General features: G+C 64.7%; 13 protein-coding genes. 5 read left to right on the top strand and 8 right to left on the bottom strand.

The window, feature by feature from the left end; all coding sequences use genetic code 11:
• Positions 1–69: 69 nt before the first annotated feature.
• The 3 genes from QZX93_RS18985 to QZX93_RS18975 all read right to left on the bottom strand — a co-directional run bounded on the left by QZX93_RS18985 (position 70) and on the right by QZX93_RS18975 (position 5882).
• A complete protein-coding gene (locus QZX93_RS18985; RefSeq protein ID WP_295391467.1) occupies positions 70–732 on the bottom strand; it encodes a hypothetical protein in 663 nt (220 codons plus the stop codon).
• Complete coding sequence (locus tag QZX93_RS18980; protein WP_295394842.1) at positions 729–4502, bottom strand: efflux RND transporter permease subunit; 3774 nt, start codon at positions 4500–4502, stop codon at positions 729–731. The genes QZX93_RS18985 and QZX93_RS18980 overlap by 4 nt, the downstream gene beginning before the upstream one ends.
• 219 nt (positions 4503–4721) lie before the next feature.
• Positions 4722–5882, bottom strand: coding sequence for an efflux RND transporter periplasmic adaptor subunit (locus QZX93_RS18975; protein ID WP_295391463.1), 1161 nt, complete (start codon positions 5880–5882; stop codon positions 4722–4724).
• Positions 5883–6271: 389 nt separating this feature from the next.
• On the opposite strand from QZX93_RS18975, the gene QZX93_RS18970 reads away from it, so the two are divergent.
• The 3 genes from QZX93_RS18970 to QZX93_RS18960 are packed head-to-tail and all read left to right on the top strand — an operon-like array spanning position 6272 to position 9903.
• Positions 6272–7732, top strand: a complete 1461-nt coding sequence (locus QZX93_RS18970) for a dynamin family protein (RefSeq protein ID WP_295391461.1) — start codon at positions 6272–6274, stop codon at positions 7730–7732.
• A 4-nt stretch (positions 7733–7736) separates the two neighbouring features.
• The gene (locus QZX93_RS18965) at positions 7737–8642 is read left to right on the top strand and encodes an ROK family protein (RefSeq protein WP_295391459.1); all 906 of its coding nucleotides are present in this window, start codon (positions 7737–7739) and stop codon (positions 8640–8642) included.
• A 4-nt stretch (positions 8643–8646) separates the two neighbouring features.
• The gene (locus QZX93_RS18960; RefSeq protein ID WP_295391457.1) at positions 8647–9903 is read left to right on the top strand and encodes a nucleotidyltransferase family protein; all 1257 of its coding nucleotides are present in this window, start codon (positions 8647–8649) and stop codon (positions 9901–9903) included.
• A gap of 72 nt (positions 9904–9975) precedes the next feature.
• Here QZX93_RS18960 and QZX93_RS18955 read toward each other — a convergent pair whose 3' ends face one another.
• Positions 9976–10350, bottom strand: a complete 375-nt coding sequence (locus QZX93_RS18955) for a hypothetical protein (RefSeq protein ID WP_295391455.1) — start codon at positions 10348–10350, stop codon at positions 9976–9978.
• Positions 10351–10821: 471 nt separating this feature from the next.
• On the opposite strand from QZX93_RS18955, the gene QZX93_RS18950 reads away from it, so the two are divergent.
• Positions 10822–11214, top strand: a complete 393-nt coding sequence (locus tag QZX93_RS18950) for a DUF302 domain-containing protein (RefSeq protein WP_295391453.1) — start codon at positions 10822–10824, stop codon at positions 11212–11214.
• 539 nt (positions 11215–11753) lie between these two features.
• Entirely contained in the window at positions 11754–12392 is a 639-nt protein-coding gene (locus tag QZX93_RS18945; protein ID WP_295391452.1) for a hypothetical protein, read from the top strand.
• Between the two features lie 423 nt (positions 12393–12815).
• On the opposite strand, the gene dnaJ is transcribed toward QZX93_RS18945, so the two are convergent.
• The 4 genes from dnaJ to hrcA form a co-directional block, all read right to left on the bottom strand.
• A complete protein-coding gene (gene dnaJ, locus QZX93_RS18940) occupies positions 12816–13952 on the bottom strand; it encodes a molecular chaperone DnaJ (protein WP_295391450.1) in 1137 nt (378 codons plus the stop codon).
• Positions 13953–14077: 125 nt separating this feature from the next.
• On the bottom strand, positions 14078–16018 hold the full coding sequence (gene dnaK / locus QZX93_RS18935) for a molecular chaperone DnaK (RefSeq protein WP_295391448.1): 1941 nt from the start codon (positions 16016–16018) through the stop codon (positions 14078–14080).
• 133 nt (positions 16019–16151) lie between these two features.
• A complete protein-coding gene (grpE, locus tag QZX93_RS18930; RefSeq protein ID WP_295391446.1) occupies positions 16152–16730 on the bottom strand; it encodes a nucleotide exchange factor GrpE in 579 nt (192 codons plus the stop codon).
• 121 nt (positions 16731–16851) lie between these two features.
• Positions 16852–17856, bottom strand: a complete 1005-nt coding sequence (gene hrcA, locus QZX93_RS18925; protein ID WP_295391515.1) for a heat-inducible transcriptional repressor HrcA — start codon at positions 17854–17856, stop codon at positions 16852–16854.
• Positions 17857–18193: the final 337 nt, after the last annotated feature.

The following is an 18193-nucleotide window of genomic DNA, read 5'->3' as shown; positions in this document are numbered from 1 at the left end:
TTCGTTACTCGGTTAGACCTCAAAAAACGTGTTCCCCACGGCCGCGCGACCGGGTTCAAACGGACTCGCTCACCATGACGGCCAACGCCCGCTGCCATCCTCGGTGGGCGCGTCCGGGGGCGGTGGCGGGCGGCGCGGGCGCTGTCGCGGCTGCGCACCCGCTCCCCGGCGCTCCTCCTCCCGCTCAGTCAGGGGACGAAAACGATAAGAACCCGGGTCCGGCGAGCCGGCACCAGGCCCGACCGACCCTGGCGGATCACCGCGAAAGCGATAGCCAGCGGTGGGAATCGCCGGGGTATCGACAGAGCGCAGGGCCCCCGCTCCCTGGGGTTGCACCGGTAGATCGGCGTCGCCGGTGTCCGGGCGGAACCGATAGGCTGGACCCGGCGGCTCGCCGGCCGCAACGCCGCGACCCCAGTCGCTGTTCGAGGCCGGCGCGCTCCCCGTGTCAGGCCACCCGGGGAGCGATCCGTCACTCGCCCCGACCGCATCGCCAGACGACCAGTCGCGATCGGCTGCCGCCGGGGCCGCAGTACCCTGAATCCAGTCAGGACCCGGGGCCGGCCGCTGGGCCGCGCCCTGGTCGTCACGGATGCCCCAGGGATTCGCCCCCGCCGTCCCGGGTTGGACCAGTAGGGCACCCGCCAGCAGCGGCAGTATCCGGGACAGCGCGCCGGCCTGCGACGACCGGAGCACGGCGGGGCGCAGCAGCGGCCGGCGCCCTCGGCTCAAGACTTGTCCCCCGCCGAATCATCATCGACCTTTAGCCGGATGCCGCGGCGCGGCGAGCGCTTCGGCGGCGACTGGTTTGCGACCTTCGGCGCCGCCTCGGCCGGCTGGGCACCCGCCGGCGCGGCCGAGTCCGGGGACGCTCCCGCGACCGACGCAGCGTCCGCAGCAGGCGTGTCCGCACTCGCCGCGGGGGCCGGTCGCATCACCAACGCCGAACGCGGCTTGGCGGTCGCGGTGGCGTCGGTCTGCGCCGGCGCCGCCGCACTCGGCGGCGCGTTGGCCGCCCCGGCATCCGCGAGCGGGCCAGCGCCAGCATCATGATCGGCACCCGGGGTTGACGGCGAGGGCGTCGTGGGCCGCCGCGGGCGGGGTGGCGGCTTGGGCTTAAAGGCGTTCTTCACCAGGTCAAAGAGCAGGATGAAGATGCCGCGCAGCGCATAGAAGACCAGGGTCAGCACCTCCCACAGCTTCGCCAGTACGCCACCGGTGGGTTGCGCCGGCCCCGCCGCACGTGCGGCCATCTGCGCCTGGCACGGCAGCCCGGAGGCCGGCAGGTGCAGCGCCGTGGCGGCGGCGACTGTACACATATCATCAGCGCGGGCCACGCAGCCCAGGGGGATAACGATCAGGGTCAAGACCGTGGCGACGAGGGTGCCGGCCAGCAGTGAGATGGCCATCCCCTGGAAGATCGGATCGGTGATGATCACGCTGGAGCCGGCGACCAGGGCCAGGGCGGTAATGAGGATGGGCCGCGTGCGGACCTTGCAGGCGCGAATCACTGCCTCGGCCACCGGCGTGCCGCGCCGGATCTCGTGCAGCGAGAAGTCCACCAACAGGATGGAATTGCGCACGATGATACCGGCCAGCGCGATCCAACCGATCATGGAGGTGGCCGTGAACGCCCCCCCGTACCCCAATTGGAACATGATGAAGTGGGCCGGGATGATGCCGAGCAGCGTCAGCGGGATTGGCGCCATGATCACGAGCGGGATACGGAAGTGACCGAACTCCCAGACCAATAGGATATAGATGAGCACCAGGGCGACCATGAAGGCCGCGCCCATGTCACGGAAGGTCTCGAAGGTGACTGTCCATTCCCCGCCCCATTGCACGACGAGCCGATCGGTGGTCGGCGGGGGTTTCAACCAATAAAAGGCATTCGCGTCCACCGCTGGCTGGGTGCCGTCCGGGGCGGTATAGTTGGCCGCCGCCATCAGGTCCTGCACCTGGAACATGGCATAGACCGGCGCGGCGAGGCGCCCGCCCACATCGGCAACCACGAACTCGACCCCACGCAGGTCCTTGTTATAGATCAGGTCCTCCTCTTGGGCGTAGCGAAACTGGCCCAACTCACGCAACGGGACCGTAAAGCCCTGGTTGGACTGGATCGGCAGGTCGCCCAGTCGATCGACCTGCGAGCGTTCCGCGAGCGGGACCTGCAGAATGATCGCCGTGGGCTCATGACCGCTCTGCTGGCCCGCCGCCTGCTTAATGTCGCCGATGGGCGCACTGCCCAAGGCCATGGAGAGGTTGCGATTGATCGTGTCGACCGAGATCCCGCGCCGAACCGCCTTCTCTGCATCGACGTCGAAACGCCAATAGCTGTAAGGCGCGCGCAGATAATTGTCGACATCGCGGGTACTCTCCGCCTGGCGGAAATAGTGAGTGACATCGCGGGCGAAGGCACGCCGCAACGCGGGTGTCGGCCCATAGATCTCCGCCACCACCGACTGCAGGACCGGCGGACCCGGGGGCATCTCCACCACGGCGAGCGTGGCCCCGGTGCCCTTGAGCAGCGGCTCCAGCGACTCGCGCGCCGCCACCGCAATCTCGTGACTGGTGCGCTTGCGCGCGTGCTTGTCGGTGAGCTGGACCTGGATCTCCGCCTCCCAGGGTTCGGCGCGCAGATAGTAGTGCCGCACCATCCCGTTGAAGTCGAAGGGCCGCGCGGTCCCGACATAGGCCTGGAGGGCAGTCACCTCGGGCAGGGTCCGCAGGTTCGCCGCCAGGCGGTCGGCGAGGTTCGCCGTGACCGGCAAGGCGGTGCCCTCGGGCAGGTCGACGACCACCGAGAATTCAGGCTTGTTGTCGAGCGGCATCATCTTCACCGCGACCCAATTGAAATAGAAAAAGGAGCAGGTGAAGAGGAATGAACCCCATAATACCAGCCGAAAGACGCGCCGCTTGCCCGGGCTCTCGATCAGGGGGACAAGAATCGCGCGGAAAAAGCGCTCGATGTGTTCCGCGTCCCGGTGCTCACGCCGCTCCGCCGCCGCCAGGTATTTGAGCGATGGACGCAGCCACTTAGAGATGGCGAGATACGGGGTGAAGACGAAGGCCGCAAACAATGAGATAAACATGGCCACCGACCCCAGCTTGGGGATCGGGGCCATATAGGGACCCATCATGCCGCTCACGAAGCCCATCGGCAGCAGCGCGGCAATCACCGTAAAGGTAGCCAGGATGGTCGGGTTGCCCACCTCGCGTACCGCGTCCACCGCGGTCTCGTCATCGGTGCGACCCTCCGCCAGCCAGCGCCGGTAGATGTTCTCAATCACGACGATGGCATCGTCCACCAGGATACCGATGGAGAAGATCAGCGCGAACAGACTCACCCGATCGATCGTCATGCCCCAGACCCAGGCGGCAAAGACAGTCATGAAGAGCACGACCGGGATCACCAGCATGACCACGATGGCGGGGCGCAGCGCACGAAACGCCAGCAACACCAGCACGAAGACAAAGAAGGTCGCCTTGATCAGCTTGCCGATCAGCTCACTTACCTTCTGGTCCGCTGTCTGTCCATAATTGCGGGTGACACTGACCTCGACGTTATTGGGGATGCGGCTGCCCTTGAGCTCCGTCACCCGCTCGATGATGGCATTGGCCACGGTCACGCCATTGGTCAACTCCTTCTTGGCCACCGCGATGGTCACCGCCGGACGGCCATCGGGTGCCTCCTGGCGCTCTGCCGCCGGCCCGGTGTAATAGGCGACCAGCTGAGTGGCGTCTTCCGGTCCCAGGGCCACCCGCGCCACATCGCGGATGTAGACCGGTGCCTTGTTGAAGGTCCCGACCACCAGCCGATTGATATCGTCGACGCCCGCCAGGAAGGCACCGCTGGTCAGGGTAAAGTGTGAGCCGCTGGATTCCAACGCGCCAGCCGAGGTCTCGGCATTGGCGGTCTTCAGCGTCTGGGCCACCTGGTCCAGGCTGATCTGATAACCGGACAGTCGCTCCGGCAGGACATCGACCGTCACCTGCTCGCGCCGACCGCCGATGATCATGCCGGGGCCCGTGTTCTTGACCTGTCCGATGGCCTGGAGTACGTCCTGGGCCAGGAGGCGCAACTGTCCGTCGTCCACGTCCGGGATACCGTTGCCGTCCAGGTCCTTGGACCACAGGGTGAGGGTGACGATGGGCACATCGTCGATGCCCTTGCTCTTGACCAATGGCGGCAGGACCCCGGGGGGGATCTTGTCCATATTGGAGGCCAGCTTGTCGTTCACCTTCACCAGCGACGGCCCCATCGGCTGGCCGACGTCGAACTCCACGGTAACGAAGCCCTGGCCGCGTTGGGAGGCGGAGTAGACGTGTTTGACCCCGGGGATCTCGCTCATGATCCGCTCCAGGGGCTGCATCGCCATATTGGCGACCTGCTGGGCCGAGGCCCCCGGGTACTGCACCATGATGTCGACCATGGGCACCGAGATCTGGGGGTCCTCCTGGCGCGGGGTCAGGATCAAGCCCAGCAGCCCCATGAGCAGCATGGCGACATAGAACAGCGGGGAGAGCGGCGAGCGGATAAAAAACCGCGCGCTACGCCCAGCGATTCCCAGATTTTCCTCGCGCGACGGCGGCTCAGTGGGGGGGGGGCGGTCACTTCTTGGCTCATGAGACTTCCAGGCAACTATCCGTTTATTCGTATGCGTCGGGCGGAACGCCACAGGCGGTTCCGCCATTGCGGCACGCCGGGATGGCGGATCGCCCTACTGACCGCGGCCAGCCCCCTGGGCCCAACCGGAGGTGACCCGCGGACCCGGATTGACCAGCACCCGCTCACCCGCCGTGAGGCCGCTCAACACGGTAACGAAGCCACCGTTGAGCCCCTCGCCGATACGAATCAGCCGCAATTGGGGCTCGCCGCTCTCGCTGACCACATAGACGCCGGGCAGACTGCCGTTGTAACGGATCGCGCTCGACGGGACCACCGGATTGGCGCGGGCCGGGGCGCTCGGGTCAGGGATCAGTACCTTGGCATACATGCCCGGCTGGGACACCCCTTCGGGCAGGTCGAACTTGACCTTGACCGTGTGCCGCTGACTGTCGGCCACGGGAAAGATTTGGGCCACCCGCACCGGCACCTGCCGATTGGCTTGGTCCAACTCCGCCTTGACCATCATGCCCTCATGCAGCCCCGCGCGCAGACGCGCCGGCACCTCCACCTCGACTTGCAGGTAGGCCACATCGGCGTAATTGAGCAGGGGCTGCCCCGGCTGGACCGTGTCCCCCACCTCGACGAACTTCTTGGCGATGACCCCGGCGAAGGGGGCGATGCTGCGGGCGTCGCGAATCTTGGTATCCAGGCCCTGGAGTTCGGCCTGCAGCCGCATGATGGTGTTTTGCGCCTCCTGGACCTGGATGCGGGACGCAAAGATGTCCGCCCCGCGCTCGGTCCCGCGCTCCCGGTCGCCGATGACGCTCTCCATCGGGCGGGTGAACATCTGGTCGAACAGATTTGGCATCCCCATGCCACCTGGGGCATTGTTGGAGCGCGGGGAGAACACCTCCCGATTATATTGCACCCCGGCGTTGCGCAACTGGGCGTCGGCGCTGTCCAGTTGCGCGAGCATGGCACGGCGTCTGGCCAACAGTTCAGCGTCGTCGATCCCGACCAAGAGGTCGGACTCTTTGAAGGTGTCGCCCTCGATACCGGCGAGCCAGGCGACTCGACCCGGCAACTGGGCGGCCAACGTGACCTCTTTGTAAGGGACCACGGTCCCACCCAAGGACACGCTAGGCACCCCCTGAGCCTGCTGGACCACCACCGAGTCACCCAAGTCCCTGGACCCCGGGGCGCCGGGACCGGCAGCCAGGACGGCCCCGGCGGCAAGGACCAACAGGCAGATACCAACAGCGCTTCTCATCATAGTTCCCATCGGCTCGCACACTAAGCGATTGGTTTTTAATCGGATCACCGGCCCGCCGGTTCACGGTCGACGCAACGCGACGACGCACCGGCCGCTCAGTATGCACGCGCCCCCCGGGTCGATTCAAGCAACGCGCGGGAACACAAAAGAAAACAGGCTGATAGCAAGCCCCCTGGGCCGACCCCAACGCGCCGCCACCAACCGCCGCGCCGCACCCCAGGGTTTCAGACTACCGCGCCACGGTTGATCGGTATACCATCTGCCGTCATTTTCGTGCCGTGCGGCGACGCGTCACGACCGAATACTGCCCTCCCAAGCGGACCCCGATCCGGATCCTGGGTGGCCCTCACCCGACGCGGCGTTTGCTGCTAACCTTAAGGAATCGCTAAATGCCGACAGAAGAGGTTGTCTCCCAGCGTCTGAGGAACCTGGAACGCCATTTGGAACAAGAAAATCCAGTGCTGCTCAGTTCGATTCAGAGCTTCCGGGAACTGGACCGGGTCGCGCACGGCATGGGGCTGATGCCCGCCAGCGAGTCCTATGCCACCCAGATTCCCTGGTGGCCCCTGATCGCGGTCCTGGGGACCTTCTCCTCCGGCAAGTCAACCTTCATCAACCACTTCCTCGGACAGAAGGTGCAGCGCACCGGCAACCAGGCGGTGGACGATCGCTTCACCGTCATCTGCTACAGCCGCGCCGCCACGCCCCATGCCCTGCCCGGCGTGGCCCTGGACGCGGACCCGCGTTTCCCGCTATATCGTATTTCAAATAGCATCAATGAGGTAGCCAGCGGCGAGGGCGGACGGATCGACGCCTATCTGCAACTCCAGGGCTGCCCCAGCGAGGCCCTGCGCGGCAAGATCCTGATCGACTCCCCCGGCTTCGATGCAGACAAGCAGCGCACGGCCACCTTGCGCATCGTCGATCACATCATCGATCTGTCCGACCTGGTGCTGGTTTTCTTCGACGCCCGCCACCCGGAGCCGGGCGCCATGCGCGACACCCTGCACCATCTGGTCGGCAAGACGATGAACCGGATCGACCCGGGCAAGTTCATGTTCATCCTAAACCAGATCGACATGACCGCGCGCGAGGACAATCCGGAGGACGTGGTAGCCGCCTGGCAACGCGCACTGAGCGACGAGGGGCTGACCGCCGGGCGTTTCTACACCATCTACAGCCCGGACGCGGCTAGCCCGATCGAGGACGAGGCCAAGCGCCGTCGCTATGAGGCCAAACGCGACGCGGATCTCAAAGAGATCCATGGGCGCATGCACTCGGTGGAGGTGGAGCGCGCCTATCGTATCGTCGGCGCCTTGGACAAGACCGCCACGGCCATCGGCAAGGGCGCCGCGGCCCTGCTGACCCAGGCCCTCGGGCGCTGGCGCCAACGCGTCCTGCTCATGGATGTCGCCGCGTTTGCGCTGGCCATCGCCATCTTCCTGCTCTGGGGCATCAACGCCGGCCACTGGCAGGGTCTGAGCTACAACCCCCCCTGGTGGGACGCGTTCGCCCAATCGTCATGGGCACCCCCGGCCCTGACCGTCCTCCTGACATTACTGGCCGTGGCCGTCCATTTCGGCGTCCGACACCTGGCCGCCAAGGGGTTGCTGGGCTGGGTGCGCGGGCGGGCCGCGGAGTCGAACCTGGCGGGCGACCTGGTCGGGGCCTTCCAGCGCAACACGCGCCCGGTGCGGCCCATGCTGCTCACCACCCCGGCCGGTTGGGGGAATGACGCGCAACGGCAGGTGGAGCTGGTGTTGCAAAATTGCGACATCTACATCCAGACCCTCAATGACCGCTTCACCAACCCCTCCGGGGTTGAGAGCCCCGACGGACCCGAGGCCTGAGGCGATGCGCATCGGGGTCGACCTGGGCGGCACCAAGATCGAGGCCATTGCACTCGACGGCGCCGGCGCCACCCTGGCCAGACGCCGCATCCCGGCCCCGCGGGATGACTATGGCGCAACCCTGGGGGCGATCGCGAGCCTCATCGCCACCATTGAGTCCGAGACCGGCCAGCGCGGGTCCATCGGCCTCGGCACCCCCGGGGCCATCTCGCCCTTCAGCGGGCGACTGCGCAACGCCAACTCGATCTGGCTCAACGACCGGCCGCTGGGGCAGGACCTGACGCAGCGCCTGGGGCGCCCCGTGCGCCTGGCCAACGACGCCGACTGCTTCGCCCTCTCGGAGGCCACCGACGGGGCCGGCCGCGGGGCCGGCAGCGTCTTCGGGGTGATCATCGGCACCGGCACCGGCGGCGGGATCGTGATCGCCGGCCGACTCCTGGCCGGACCCAATGCCATCGCCGGCGAATGGGGCCACAACCCCCTGCCCTGGCCCACGCCCGAGGAGGGCAACGGACCGCCCTGTTACTGCGGCAAACACGGCTGCCTGGAGACCTACCTCAGCGGTCCCCGACTGGCCGCCGACCACCAGCGGCACACCGGCGCAGACCTCACCCCGCTCGCTATCCAGGCCGCGGCCGCCCGCGGCGACCCGGCGGCGCAAGCAACCCTGCACCGCCATGCCGACCGCCTCGCCCGCGGGCTGGCCACCGTCATCAATGTGCTGGACCCGGAGGTGATCGTCTTGGGTGGAGGACTCTCCAATCTCCCACATCTCTACGCACAACTCCCCGGCCTGATCCGCCCCCACCTCTTCTGCGACGGCTTCGCCACCCGCATCCTGCCGCCGGTCCATGGCGACGCGAGCGGCGTGCGCGGCGCGGCCTGGTTGTGGGGAAGCGAATCGCCCTGACATCATGCTCAACCCATTTTACGGTCTGCTATTAGAAATACTCCACACGCATCCCGCCCCGACCACCAGGGTTCGGCTTGAGACGTTGAGCCCCGACGACTGGCATCGTCTCGCCCGTCATGCCATCCAATGCCGCCTGGCATTCGAGTTCAACGCCTACCTCAAGAACAACGAGGGGCTGCGTGCGCGGATGAGCGAACGGGACCTACGGCGCCTGAATCACACCGTGCGCTCAACACTCATGCAGAACTTGCGAAGGCAGGCACAGCTGCGGAAAATGCGCGCTGCCTGCGAGTCGGCTGGAGTACCGTTCCTGCTGATGAAGGGCCTGTGGCTGGCGGAAACGATCTACCGCGACCTCAAGGCCCGCGGCTCCTGTGACATCGACCTGCTGCTGCGTCCGCAGGACATGCCAAGATTCACTCAACTGGCGCAGGCCCAGGGCTTCAATATCCCGCCCAACTGCTCGGATATCCGTGATCTCGCGACGGCCAATAATGAATTTAAACTCATTCACCCGGTGTCGGGCGCCTTTTTCGACATCCATTGGTCCTTGACCCACCCGATCGATGAAACGGCGGTTGACGAGGACCCATTCTGGCAGCGGTCGGACATCGTGACGCTGGCGGGCCAGCCCTGCCGCAGCCTGTGTCTGGAGGATCACTTGCTGCTGCTCTGTTTCCACGCGGCGATTCACCATCGCTTTGCGTATGTCGGGCCGCGCGCGCTGCTCGATATTGCCCAACTCATTACGCGACCGCCGCGCCCCATCGACTGGAGCGATGTCCTGGCGCGCGCCCATGAACTGGGCTGGAGCCGGGGTGTCTGGCTGATGTTGGACCTGGTGCGGGAACATCTGGGGGTGCTGCCGCCGCCGGCGGTATTGGATGGGCTGCGACCACTGGACGCGGACGAGCAGGACGTCCGTCAGGCCGCACTCGAAGCCATGTTTTTGCATCAGCAATCCAAGCAGATGCTGGGCCACACGGTGGAACACCTGGCGAAGGAAAAGACGGCACGCGGGCGCCTGTTGCTGCTGATCAACCGGATATTCCCACCACGCCGCCATATCGCCAATTATTTCACGGTCGCCATCGACCATCCCGGCATCTATTGGCTGTATGTGAAACGCTGGGGAATCATCATCGTGCAAATGACACCCCGCGCACTCCAACTCTGGACCAATGACCCACGGCGAACGGCCGAACTGAAGCGATCCACCACCATCACCAAGTGGCTGCGCTACGAGAAGGCATCGTAGCCGCATGCCACACGTGACTTGGCCCCGGCGGCGCGGATCGGGTATCACATGGCGAGCATGAAAGAACGGGAATCACTGATCGCCGAGAGGCGCTGTCATGGTGATTTTGTCGCCGGCGGTGCAGCCGCCGGCCCGCCCATCATGCCCCCTTGGCCGTAGCCCATCATCCCCGGGGCATTGCCACCTTGATGCATCTGTTCCCATTGCTGCTGCCGCTGCTCGGGGGGCGGGTTCGACCCGGCGCCGTACCCCCCCCTGCTGCATCTGCTCCCAGTGCTGCTGGCGTTGCTCGGGGGTCAGGTTATACATCATCCCTGGGCCATAGCCGGGCGCCTGGGGCTGATTGCCCGGGGCCTCCGCTGCGCTGGCCAGCGAGCCCGCAAGCAGCAGCCCAAGCGACAGCCCGCTGGCCGTCGCCAGACGGACGTTCATTCTGTAATGATTCATGATCGATTCTCGGTGTGGATAGGGGGCGCTCTCGCCCCCGGAGTACCGCCGATGCCCGACCCTGGGCCGCGTCATCGCGGTCGATTTGGAACCCCCGTGGCTTACCGCCATCGGGGCGCGGGACGAGCAACACTGGCGTGTCGGTGTCCTCATCGGGAGGCCTGCGATGGATCGCGGCGCCCTTTGTTCAGACCGTTCGTTCAGACCGCTCGTTCAGACCGATTGTTCAGACCTCTGGTCTGCTGGGGTTTGCGTCTTCATCTTGGGATGCCCGGCGGCAATGCAAGATTCCCGCATGGCGCAAATCATAAACGCAATGGTATTGGCGTCGATGGCATACGATCCTGCCTCCCGTCTTGGCGGCTTGAAATCGCCGGCGATGGCTGCAATGAAGCAGGACTGGATCGCCACCGGACGCAGCACCCGGTGGGCGGTGCGCCCATCTCCCAAGAACCCGAGGAGCAAGATGTAATGTACGGATTTTCCACGACACTCAAGGGCCCCTTCGACCAGGCCGTCACCCAGGTGACCGAGGCGCTGAAGGGCGAAGGTTTTGGTGTCCTGACTGACATCGACGTACAGGCCACACTCAAGGCCAAACTGGGGATCGAGCAGCGACCCTACCGCATCCTCGGTGCCTGCAATCCGCCGCTAGCCCATCGGGCACTGGAGGCCGATCCCGACATCGGGCTGCTTCTGCCCTGTAACGTGGTCGTTCGCACAGAGGCGGACGGCGCCATCACCGTCGCCTTCATGGACCCTGAGGCGGTCCTGAAACTGGTGGATAAACCGGAGGTCGCGCTGCTCGCCGCCGAGGTCAAAGGACGGCTGGAGCGGGTACGCGACGCACTGATGGCCACCTGATGAGCCTGCGGCCGCCCCCCTCAACTGACTTCGGTCGCCAATTGGCATGACGTTGGCCGCCAACAGCGACGATCTTAAATACGGCAATTGCTCACGCCAAGGCGCAACGCTCGCCAAGAAAGACAATGCGATGTGTCGAGTGTCCAGCTCACCCATCGGGTGAATCGCCGAGCACCGATCTCATCTTCCTCTGCGCCTGCGCGTCTCTGCGTGAGTCAATAATGTCTCACGCAGAGGCGCCGAGACGCAGAGAACGGTAAAATCTGGCTTGTCTATGGGGCGAGTAGCCGGAACGATAACCAACGCCGCCTAGTCCCAGGGCGATGTCATCGCCCTGAGTTTCGCGACGCTGGAGCGTCGTCGCTTGCTCCCACGCTGGAGCGTGGGAGCCAGAAAAAGACCTCATGCGATCGGCGGGACCATAAATCTCACGCCGTGCCGCGCAACAGACGGAAAGCCGTAGTCGCCCGGTGACGGCACGAGTCAGGCCATTTTCCAAGCGACCGGGCAACCACTCAACGATCACGAGGAACGATTCGATGATGCAGAACTCTCGCAAACTGACAGGGGGCATCGTGCTGGCGGCGTCGCTGCTGATGCACGGTTTGCCGCTCACGGCCACGGCAGAACCCGCTCGTGCGGAGGTGGCAGCGGGCGACAATGCCACTCTACTCGAGCGTCTTTCTTTGTATAAAGAACTGGCTCCCGCAGATCAGTCGGCCGCATTGACCTATTACCGGAGTCTATTGCAGGAAGCAGGCACGGATCAAGCCAAGATCAAAGGCGCTAAAAAGGCAACGTTTTCCTTCATTACTGCCATGAAGGCCATGGGCAATAATCCACAAGGATTCAGAGGGAAGGCCGTCGTTAATTTAGACTTCGCAATCCAGGAAACAAGAAAATATTTTCCGGAACGCTATGCCGCCGCGTTGGAACGACACAGGGCATCTGCAACAACAGCCGATGAAAGAGGAAACGCTGTAAACAGTCGGCTTGAGAAAGAAATAGCAGAAACAGACAAGAGAATAGCAGAAGACAGAAAAGAAATAGCAGAAACAGACAAGAGAATAGCAGAAACAGACAAGAGAATAGCAGAAACAGACAAGAGAATAGCAAAATTAAGAGAAATACAAAAGGTTCTAAAAGGAGTTGTTGGAGAACTTAAAGAAAAGAAATAGCTTCAACTTGCTTCCAATGCTCCACTTGGCAAAAAAGACCATGAGCCGCAGAGCGGCTAACACATGGGTGACACCGCGAAGCGGTGTCAGCAAAGCCTAGTCGGCCTTGGTCATCGTTCCGGCCAGCGGCCGCCATTCTCATCTTCCTCTGCGCCTCCGCGTCTCTGCGTGAGTCAATAATGCCTCACGCAGAGGCGCCGAGACGCAGAGAACGGTAAAATCTGGCTTGTCTCTGGGGCGAGTGGCCGGAACGATGCCCAACGCCGCCGAGTCCCAGGGCGATGTCATCGCCCTTATTTCGCGACGCTGGAGCGTCGGCACTTGCTCCCACGCTGGAGCGTGGGAGCCAGAAAAGAGCCCCGGATGCATTCCCACGCGGAGCGTGGGAACGAGTTTTTTTCGCCCAGCGGGCGAAAAAAACGATCAGAAACCCATCTTCTCAAAGAAGCTCTTGACCCCATCCACCCAGGTGGAGGCCTGCGGACTGTGCCGGGAGCCGCCCTCCTGCAGGTGGCCGTCGAACTCGCGCAGCAGTTCCTTTTGGCGCTCGGTCAAATTGATCGGGGTCTCGACCAGGACGCGACAGATGAGATCGCCGTTGACGCTCTCACGCACCGGCTTCACGCCCTTGCCGCGGACGCGGAACATCTTGCCGGTCTGGGTCCCTGCGGGGATCCGCAGACTGACCTTACCATCCAGCGTAGGCACCTCCATCTCCCCGCCGAGGGCGGCGACGACGAAACCGATGGGGACCTCGCAGTAGAGGTGGCTGCCCTCGCGGGTGAAGATGGGGTGTTCCTGGACCTGGACCTGGACATAGAGATCGCCCGGAATGCCGCCCGTCTCACCGCGCTCGCCCTCCCCGGCCAGGCGAATGCGATCGCCGGTGTCCACCCCCGGTGGCACCTTGACCGACAAGGTCTTTTCCTCCTGCAAACGGCCGCGCCCGCGACAGTGTGGACAGCTCTCCTCGATGATGTTGCCCTTGCCGCGGCACTGCGGGCAGGCCTGCTGAATGGAAAAGAACCCTTGCTGCATCCGCACCTGCCCGGTGCCGCTACAGGTCGGACAGGTCTTCGGCTTGGTCCCGGGCTTGGCGCCGGAGCCGCCGCAGAACTGGCACTCCACCAGGGTGGGAATACGGATCTTGACATCCTTGCCGGCGACCGCCTCCTCCAACGTCAGACTCAGGTCATAGCGGAGGTCTGAACCGCGCCCGGCGCCGCGGCGGCCGCCGCGCCCGCCAAAGATATCGCCGAAGACATCGCCGAAGATGTCTTGAAAGGACCCCCCGCCAAAGTCGCCGGGACCGGCGCCGAAGCCCCCCGCCCCGGCCTCCACGCCGGCATGGCCGAATTGGTCATAGGCGGAGCGCTTTTTGGCGTCGGACAGTACGTCGTAGGCCAGCTTGACCTCCTTGAACTTGGCCTCGGCACTGGCATCGCCGGTGTTGCGATCCGGGTGGAACTTCATGGCGAGCCGCCGGAAGGCCTTCTTGACGTCGGCCTCGCTGGCGTTGCGTGCGATCCCCAGGATCTCGTAATAGTCGCGTTTGGGCATGGGCTGTGGTCGATGATCGGTGTCTAGTCGTCAGTGAACGATCCCTCTGGGCAGATGACGGTAACGACGAAAGGCGCGTTCCACAGGCACGCGCCTTTCGTCGACCGACCACTGCCCGCTGAACACTATTTCTTATCGTCCTTGACCTCTTCAAACTCGGCATCGACCACGTCGTCCTTGCCGGCGCCGGTCCCGTGCTCGGCGTGGGGTGTACCCTCGCCCGGGCCGCCCTGACCGCCCTCCGGCGCCGCGCCTTGGGCATAGAGACGCTCGGCCATCTTGGCCGAGGAGTCCCCCAACGCCTTGGTCAAGGACTCGATGCGATCCTTGTCCTCGCCCTTCATGGCCTCTTCCAGGTCACGGATGGCGGACTCGATCCCGGACTTCTCGCCGGCCTCCATCTTGTCCCCGAGCTGCTCCATCGACTTGCGGCAGGAGTGGATCATGCTGTCGGCGTGATTGCGGGCCGAAACCAGTTCGTGGAAGCGCTTGTCGTCCTCGGCATGGGCCTCCGCGTCCTTGACCATCTTGGCGATCTCGGCGTCCGACAACCCGGAAGACGCCTTGATGACGATGGACTGCTGCTTACCGGTCGCCTTGTCCTTGGCGGAGACATTCAAGATGCCGTTGGCGTCGATGTCGAACTTGACCTCGATCTGGGGCACGCCGCGCGGGGCCAGCGGGATATCGCTCAGATCGAACCGGCCCAGCGACTTGTTGTCCACCGCCCGCTCGCGCTCGCCCTGGAGCACATGCACAGTGACCGCGGTCTGGTGGTCATCCGCCGTGGAGAAGACCTGTTGGGCGGAGGTCGGGATGGTGGTGTTCTTCTCGATCAGCTTGGTCATGACCCCACCCAGGGTCTCGATGCCGAGCGACAGCGGGGTGACGTCCAGCAGCAGCACGTCCTTGACCTGACCGCCCAGCACACCGCCCTGGATGGCGGCACCGATGGCCACCGCCTCGTCCGGGTTCACGTCACGGCGTGGCGTCTTGCCGAAGAACTCCTCGACCTTGGCCTGCACCTTGGGCATACGGGTCTGGCCGCCCACCAGGATCACCTCGTCCACCTGCCCGGCGGTGAGACCGGCGTCCTTCAGCGCGATGCGGCAGGGCTCGATGGTACGATCCACCAGCTCCTCGACCAGGGACTCGAGCTTGGCGCGGGTGAGCTTGACATTCAGATGCTTGGGACCGGTCTGGTCGGCCGTGATATAGGGCAGATTGATATCGGTCTGCTGGCTGCTCGACAGCTCGATCTTGGCCTTCTCCGCGGCCTCCTTGAGCCGCTGCAAGGCGAGCGGATCATTGCGCAGGTCCACCGCCTGTGACTTCTTGAACTCGGCCACCAGGAAATCGATGATGCGCATGTCGAAGTCTTCGCCACCCAGGAAGGTATCCCCGTTGGTGGACAGGACCTCGAACTGGTGCTCGCCCTCGATCTCCGCAATCTCGATGATGGAGATGTCGAAGGTACCGCCGCCCAGGTCATAAACGGCAATCTTCTGGTCCCCGCGCTTCTTGTCCATGCCGTAGGCCAGGGCCGCGGCGGTCGGCTCGTTGATGATGCGCTTGACCTCCAGCCCGGCGATGCGTCCGGCGTCCTTGGTGGCCTGTCGCTGGGAGTCATTGAAGTAGGCGGGCACCGTGATGACCGCCTCGGTAACCGGGTGGCCCAGGTAGTCCTCGGCGGTCTTCTTCATCTTTTGCAGGACCTTGGCCGAGATCTCCGGCGGCGCCATCTTCTTGCCGTTGACCTCCACCCAGGCGTCGCCGTTGTCGGCCTTGACGATCTTATAGGGCACCATGTCCTTGTCCTTGGCCACCACCTTGTCCTCAAAACGGCGGCCGATCAGACGCTTGATCGCGTACAGGGTGTTGTGCGGGTTGGTCACCGCCTGCCGTTTGGCGGACTGGCCCACCACCACGTCGTCTCCCGTATAGGCGACGATGGACGGCGTGGTCCGGTCGCCCTCGGCGTTCTCGATGACCTTGACCGTATCGCCCTCCATCACGGCGACGCAGGAGTTGGTGGTGCCGAGGTCGATGCCTATGATCTTTGCCATTTAATTATCTCCGAATTCTCTATGATCTCGCGGATGTCGGTCCCGCATTGCCCCCTCAGTTGGGGGGTAAGCGACGGCCGTTCAAGCCGGTTTGTTGATAGCGCCGCGGTGGCGGGTGCCGGGTCGGTCCGCCTCAGGCGGCGCCGGACACCATGACCAGGGCCGGACGCACCAGTCGGCCGTTAAGCGTGTACCCCTTCTGCAGCACGACCGTGACCGTATTGGGTGCCAGGTCGGCGCGCGGCTGCACGGACATGGCCTGGTGAAATTCTGGATTGAAGGGCAGTCCCTCCGGCTCGACCGGCGCCACGCCGAAACGGGTCATCACGTCGCCCAAGAGCTTGAGGGTCAGCTCGTTGCCCTCGCGCAGCTTGGTGAGATCGGCGCCCGGGTCCAAGGAGGCCGCCACCCCCAGCTCCAGGCTGTCGTGGACCTGGAGCAACTCACGCACGAAACTGTCCAGCGCGTATTTGTGCGCCTTCTCCAACTCCGCGGCCTGCCGACGGCGCAGGTTTTCGGTCTCCGCCCGCGCCCGCAGCAGTTGGTCCCAATGCTCGTCGGCCTTGGCACGCGCCGCCTCCAGTTCGGCATTGAGTTCGGCCAGGGTCGCCGCGTGCTGCTCGATGGCCGTTAACTCCGCCGCCGACGAGCCCGAATCCGCTGCCGCCGCGGCGACATCTGGGGTTTGTTTGTCCGTAGACTCTGGTGTCATGTTGACCTCCGTAACTGCAAATCGCCGCGCCGATGATCCGCAAAGCGGCCCCCGGCCCGGCATGGTCCCGGGGCCTGCACCGACCCGCGCGGGTCGGTCGCTGGCCCCGGCCAATCGATCGCTACTGCCGCAATGCGGCGGCGAGCAGCCGCGCGGTGACGTCCACGATCGGTATCACCCGCTGGTAATCCATCCGGGTGGGACCGATGACGCCGAGCACCCCCACCACCTGGTCGTCCACCCGATAGGCGGTGGTCACCAGACTGCAATCGTCGAGCAGGTCATACCCGGACTCGTCGCCAATAAAGATCTGCACACCATCGGCGGCGATACAGCGATCCAGGATATGCAGGATCTCGCGCTTCTGATTGAAGGCATCGAACAACTGCTTCAAACGATCCATCCCGGCGAGTTCCCCGAACTCCATCAGATTGGTCTGCCCGGCAATGAAGCAGTCGTCCGCCCCCTCGGCCGCCGTCACCACCTCATGGGCCAGGGTCACGGCGCGCATCATGAGCGCGTCCATATTCTGGTGGGTATCCTTCAAGTCCTCCAGAAGGCGCTTGCGCACGTCCTTGATGTCCTGGCCGGTGAATACCCGGTTGAGGTAATTCGTCGCCTCCTCCAATTGGGCGGGCGTGAAACTGCGCTCGGTGGTGATGATCCGGTTGTGGACCTCACCCTCGCTGGTAATCAAAATCGCCAGGACGCGCGCCCCCGACAGGGGCAGCAGCTCGATCTGGCGAAAGGCATGGCGCTCATGGCGCGGCAACATCACGACCCCCGCCAGGTGGGTGATGCCTGAGAGCAGCCGCGAGGTCGACTCCACCAGCGATTTGGCATCCATGGGACCGGCGAAGCGCTGCCGCAGGGCCTCCAGGTCCTGTGGCGAGGGCTGATGCACCGTCAGCAGCGAGTCCACGAACACCCGGTAGCCGGCCGCCGTCGGCACCCGCCCGGCCGAGGTATGGGGGGAGACGACCAGCCCCAGGTCCTCCAGGTCCGCCATCACATTGCGGACGGTCGCGGGGCTGAGATCCAGGCCCGCGTCCTTCGACAGGGTCCGCGAGCCGACCGGCTGACCGTCTTTGATATAGCGCTCCACCAGCACCTTGAGGAAGTGCATGGCGCGCTCGCTCACCGGGGTTTCGACCTGTCTCGCCTGGGATACCAATGGATAATTGCTCTAGTTCTCTGGTGGTTGAGTAACGCGCCGGTCGCTGATCGGCCGGCGCCGCCACTGTTAGCACTCGCCCACCGAGAGTGCTAAACCGCCAATCTAGGGGCTTGGCGCCGGACTGTCAAGGCGCAGGGAGGCCGCGACCACGGCAAATCCGTTCTAGCCCGCCGTGGCTGGCCGTCCCCGCCGACGGCGGGAATTTTCGGTCATGCCCAGGTAGTCGAACACCAGGCGGACGTTGCGTGCCAGGCGCTGGATGGTGGCGGCGACGGTGTCGCGGGAT

The sequence above is a fragment of the uncultured Thiodictyon sp. genome, from assembly GCF_903946935.1.
Classification (GTDB): domain Bacteria; phylum Pseudomonadota; class Gammaproteobacteria; order Chromatiales; family Chromatiaceae; genus Thiodictyon.
This window is presented reverse-complemented; position numbering and strand designations above follow the sequence as displayed.

Excerpts from the sequence above, each read along its gene's own strand:
- QZX93_RS18960 (WP_295391457.1), top strand. The coding sequence starts at position 8,647 with ATGCTCAACCCATTTTACGGTCTGCTATTAGAAATACTCCACACGCAT.
- QZX93_RS18970 (WP_295391461.1), top strand. The coding sequence starts at position 6,272 with ATGCCGACAGAAGAGGTTGTCTCCCAGCGTCTGAGGAACCTGGAACGC.
- QZX93_RS18950 (WP_295391453.1), top strand. The coding sequence starts at position 10,822 with ATGTACGGATTTTCCACGACACTCAAGGGCCCCTTCGACCAGGCCGTC.
- hrcA (WP_295391515.1), bottom strand. The coding sequence starts at position 17,856 with ATGCACTTCCTCAAGGTGCTGGTGGAGCGCTATATCAAAGACGGTCAG.
- QZX93_RS18955 (WP_295391455.1), bottom strand. The coding sequence starts at position 10,350 with ATGAATCATTACAGAATGAACGTCCGTCTGGCGACGGCCAGCGGGCTG.
- QZX93_RS18945 (WP_295391452.1), top strand. The coding sequence starts at position 11,754 with ATGATGCAGAACTCTCGCAAACTGACAGGGGGCATCGTGCTGGCGGCG.
- dnaJ (WP_295391450.1), bottom strand. The coding sequence starts at position 13,952 with ATGCCCAAACGCGACTATTACGAGATCCTGGGGATCGCACGCAACGCC.
- grpE (WP_295391446.1), bottom strand. The coding sequence starts at position 16,730 with ATGACACCAGAGTCTACGGACAAACAAACCCCAGATGTCGCCGCGGCG.
- QZX93_RS18975 (WP_295391463.1), bottom strand. The coding sequence starts at position 5,882 with ATGATGAGAAGCGCTGTTGGTATCTGCCTGTTGGTCCTTGCCGCCGGG.
- QZX93_RS18965 (WP_295391459.1), top strand. The coding sequence starts at position 7,737 with ATGCGCATCGGGGTCGACCTGGGCGGCACCAAGATCGAGGCCATTGCA.
- QZX93_RS18980 (WP_295394842.1), bottom strand. The coding sequence starts at position 4,502 with ATGCTGCTCATGGGGCTGCTGGGCTTGATCCTGACCCCGCGCCAGGAG.
- dnaK (WP_295391448.1), bottom strand. The coding sequence starts at position 16,018 with ATGGCAAAGATCATAGGCATCGACCTCGGCACCACCAACTCCTGCGTC.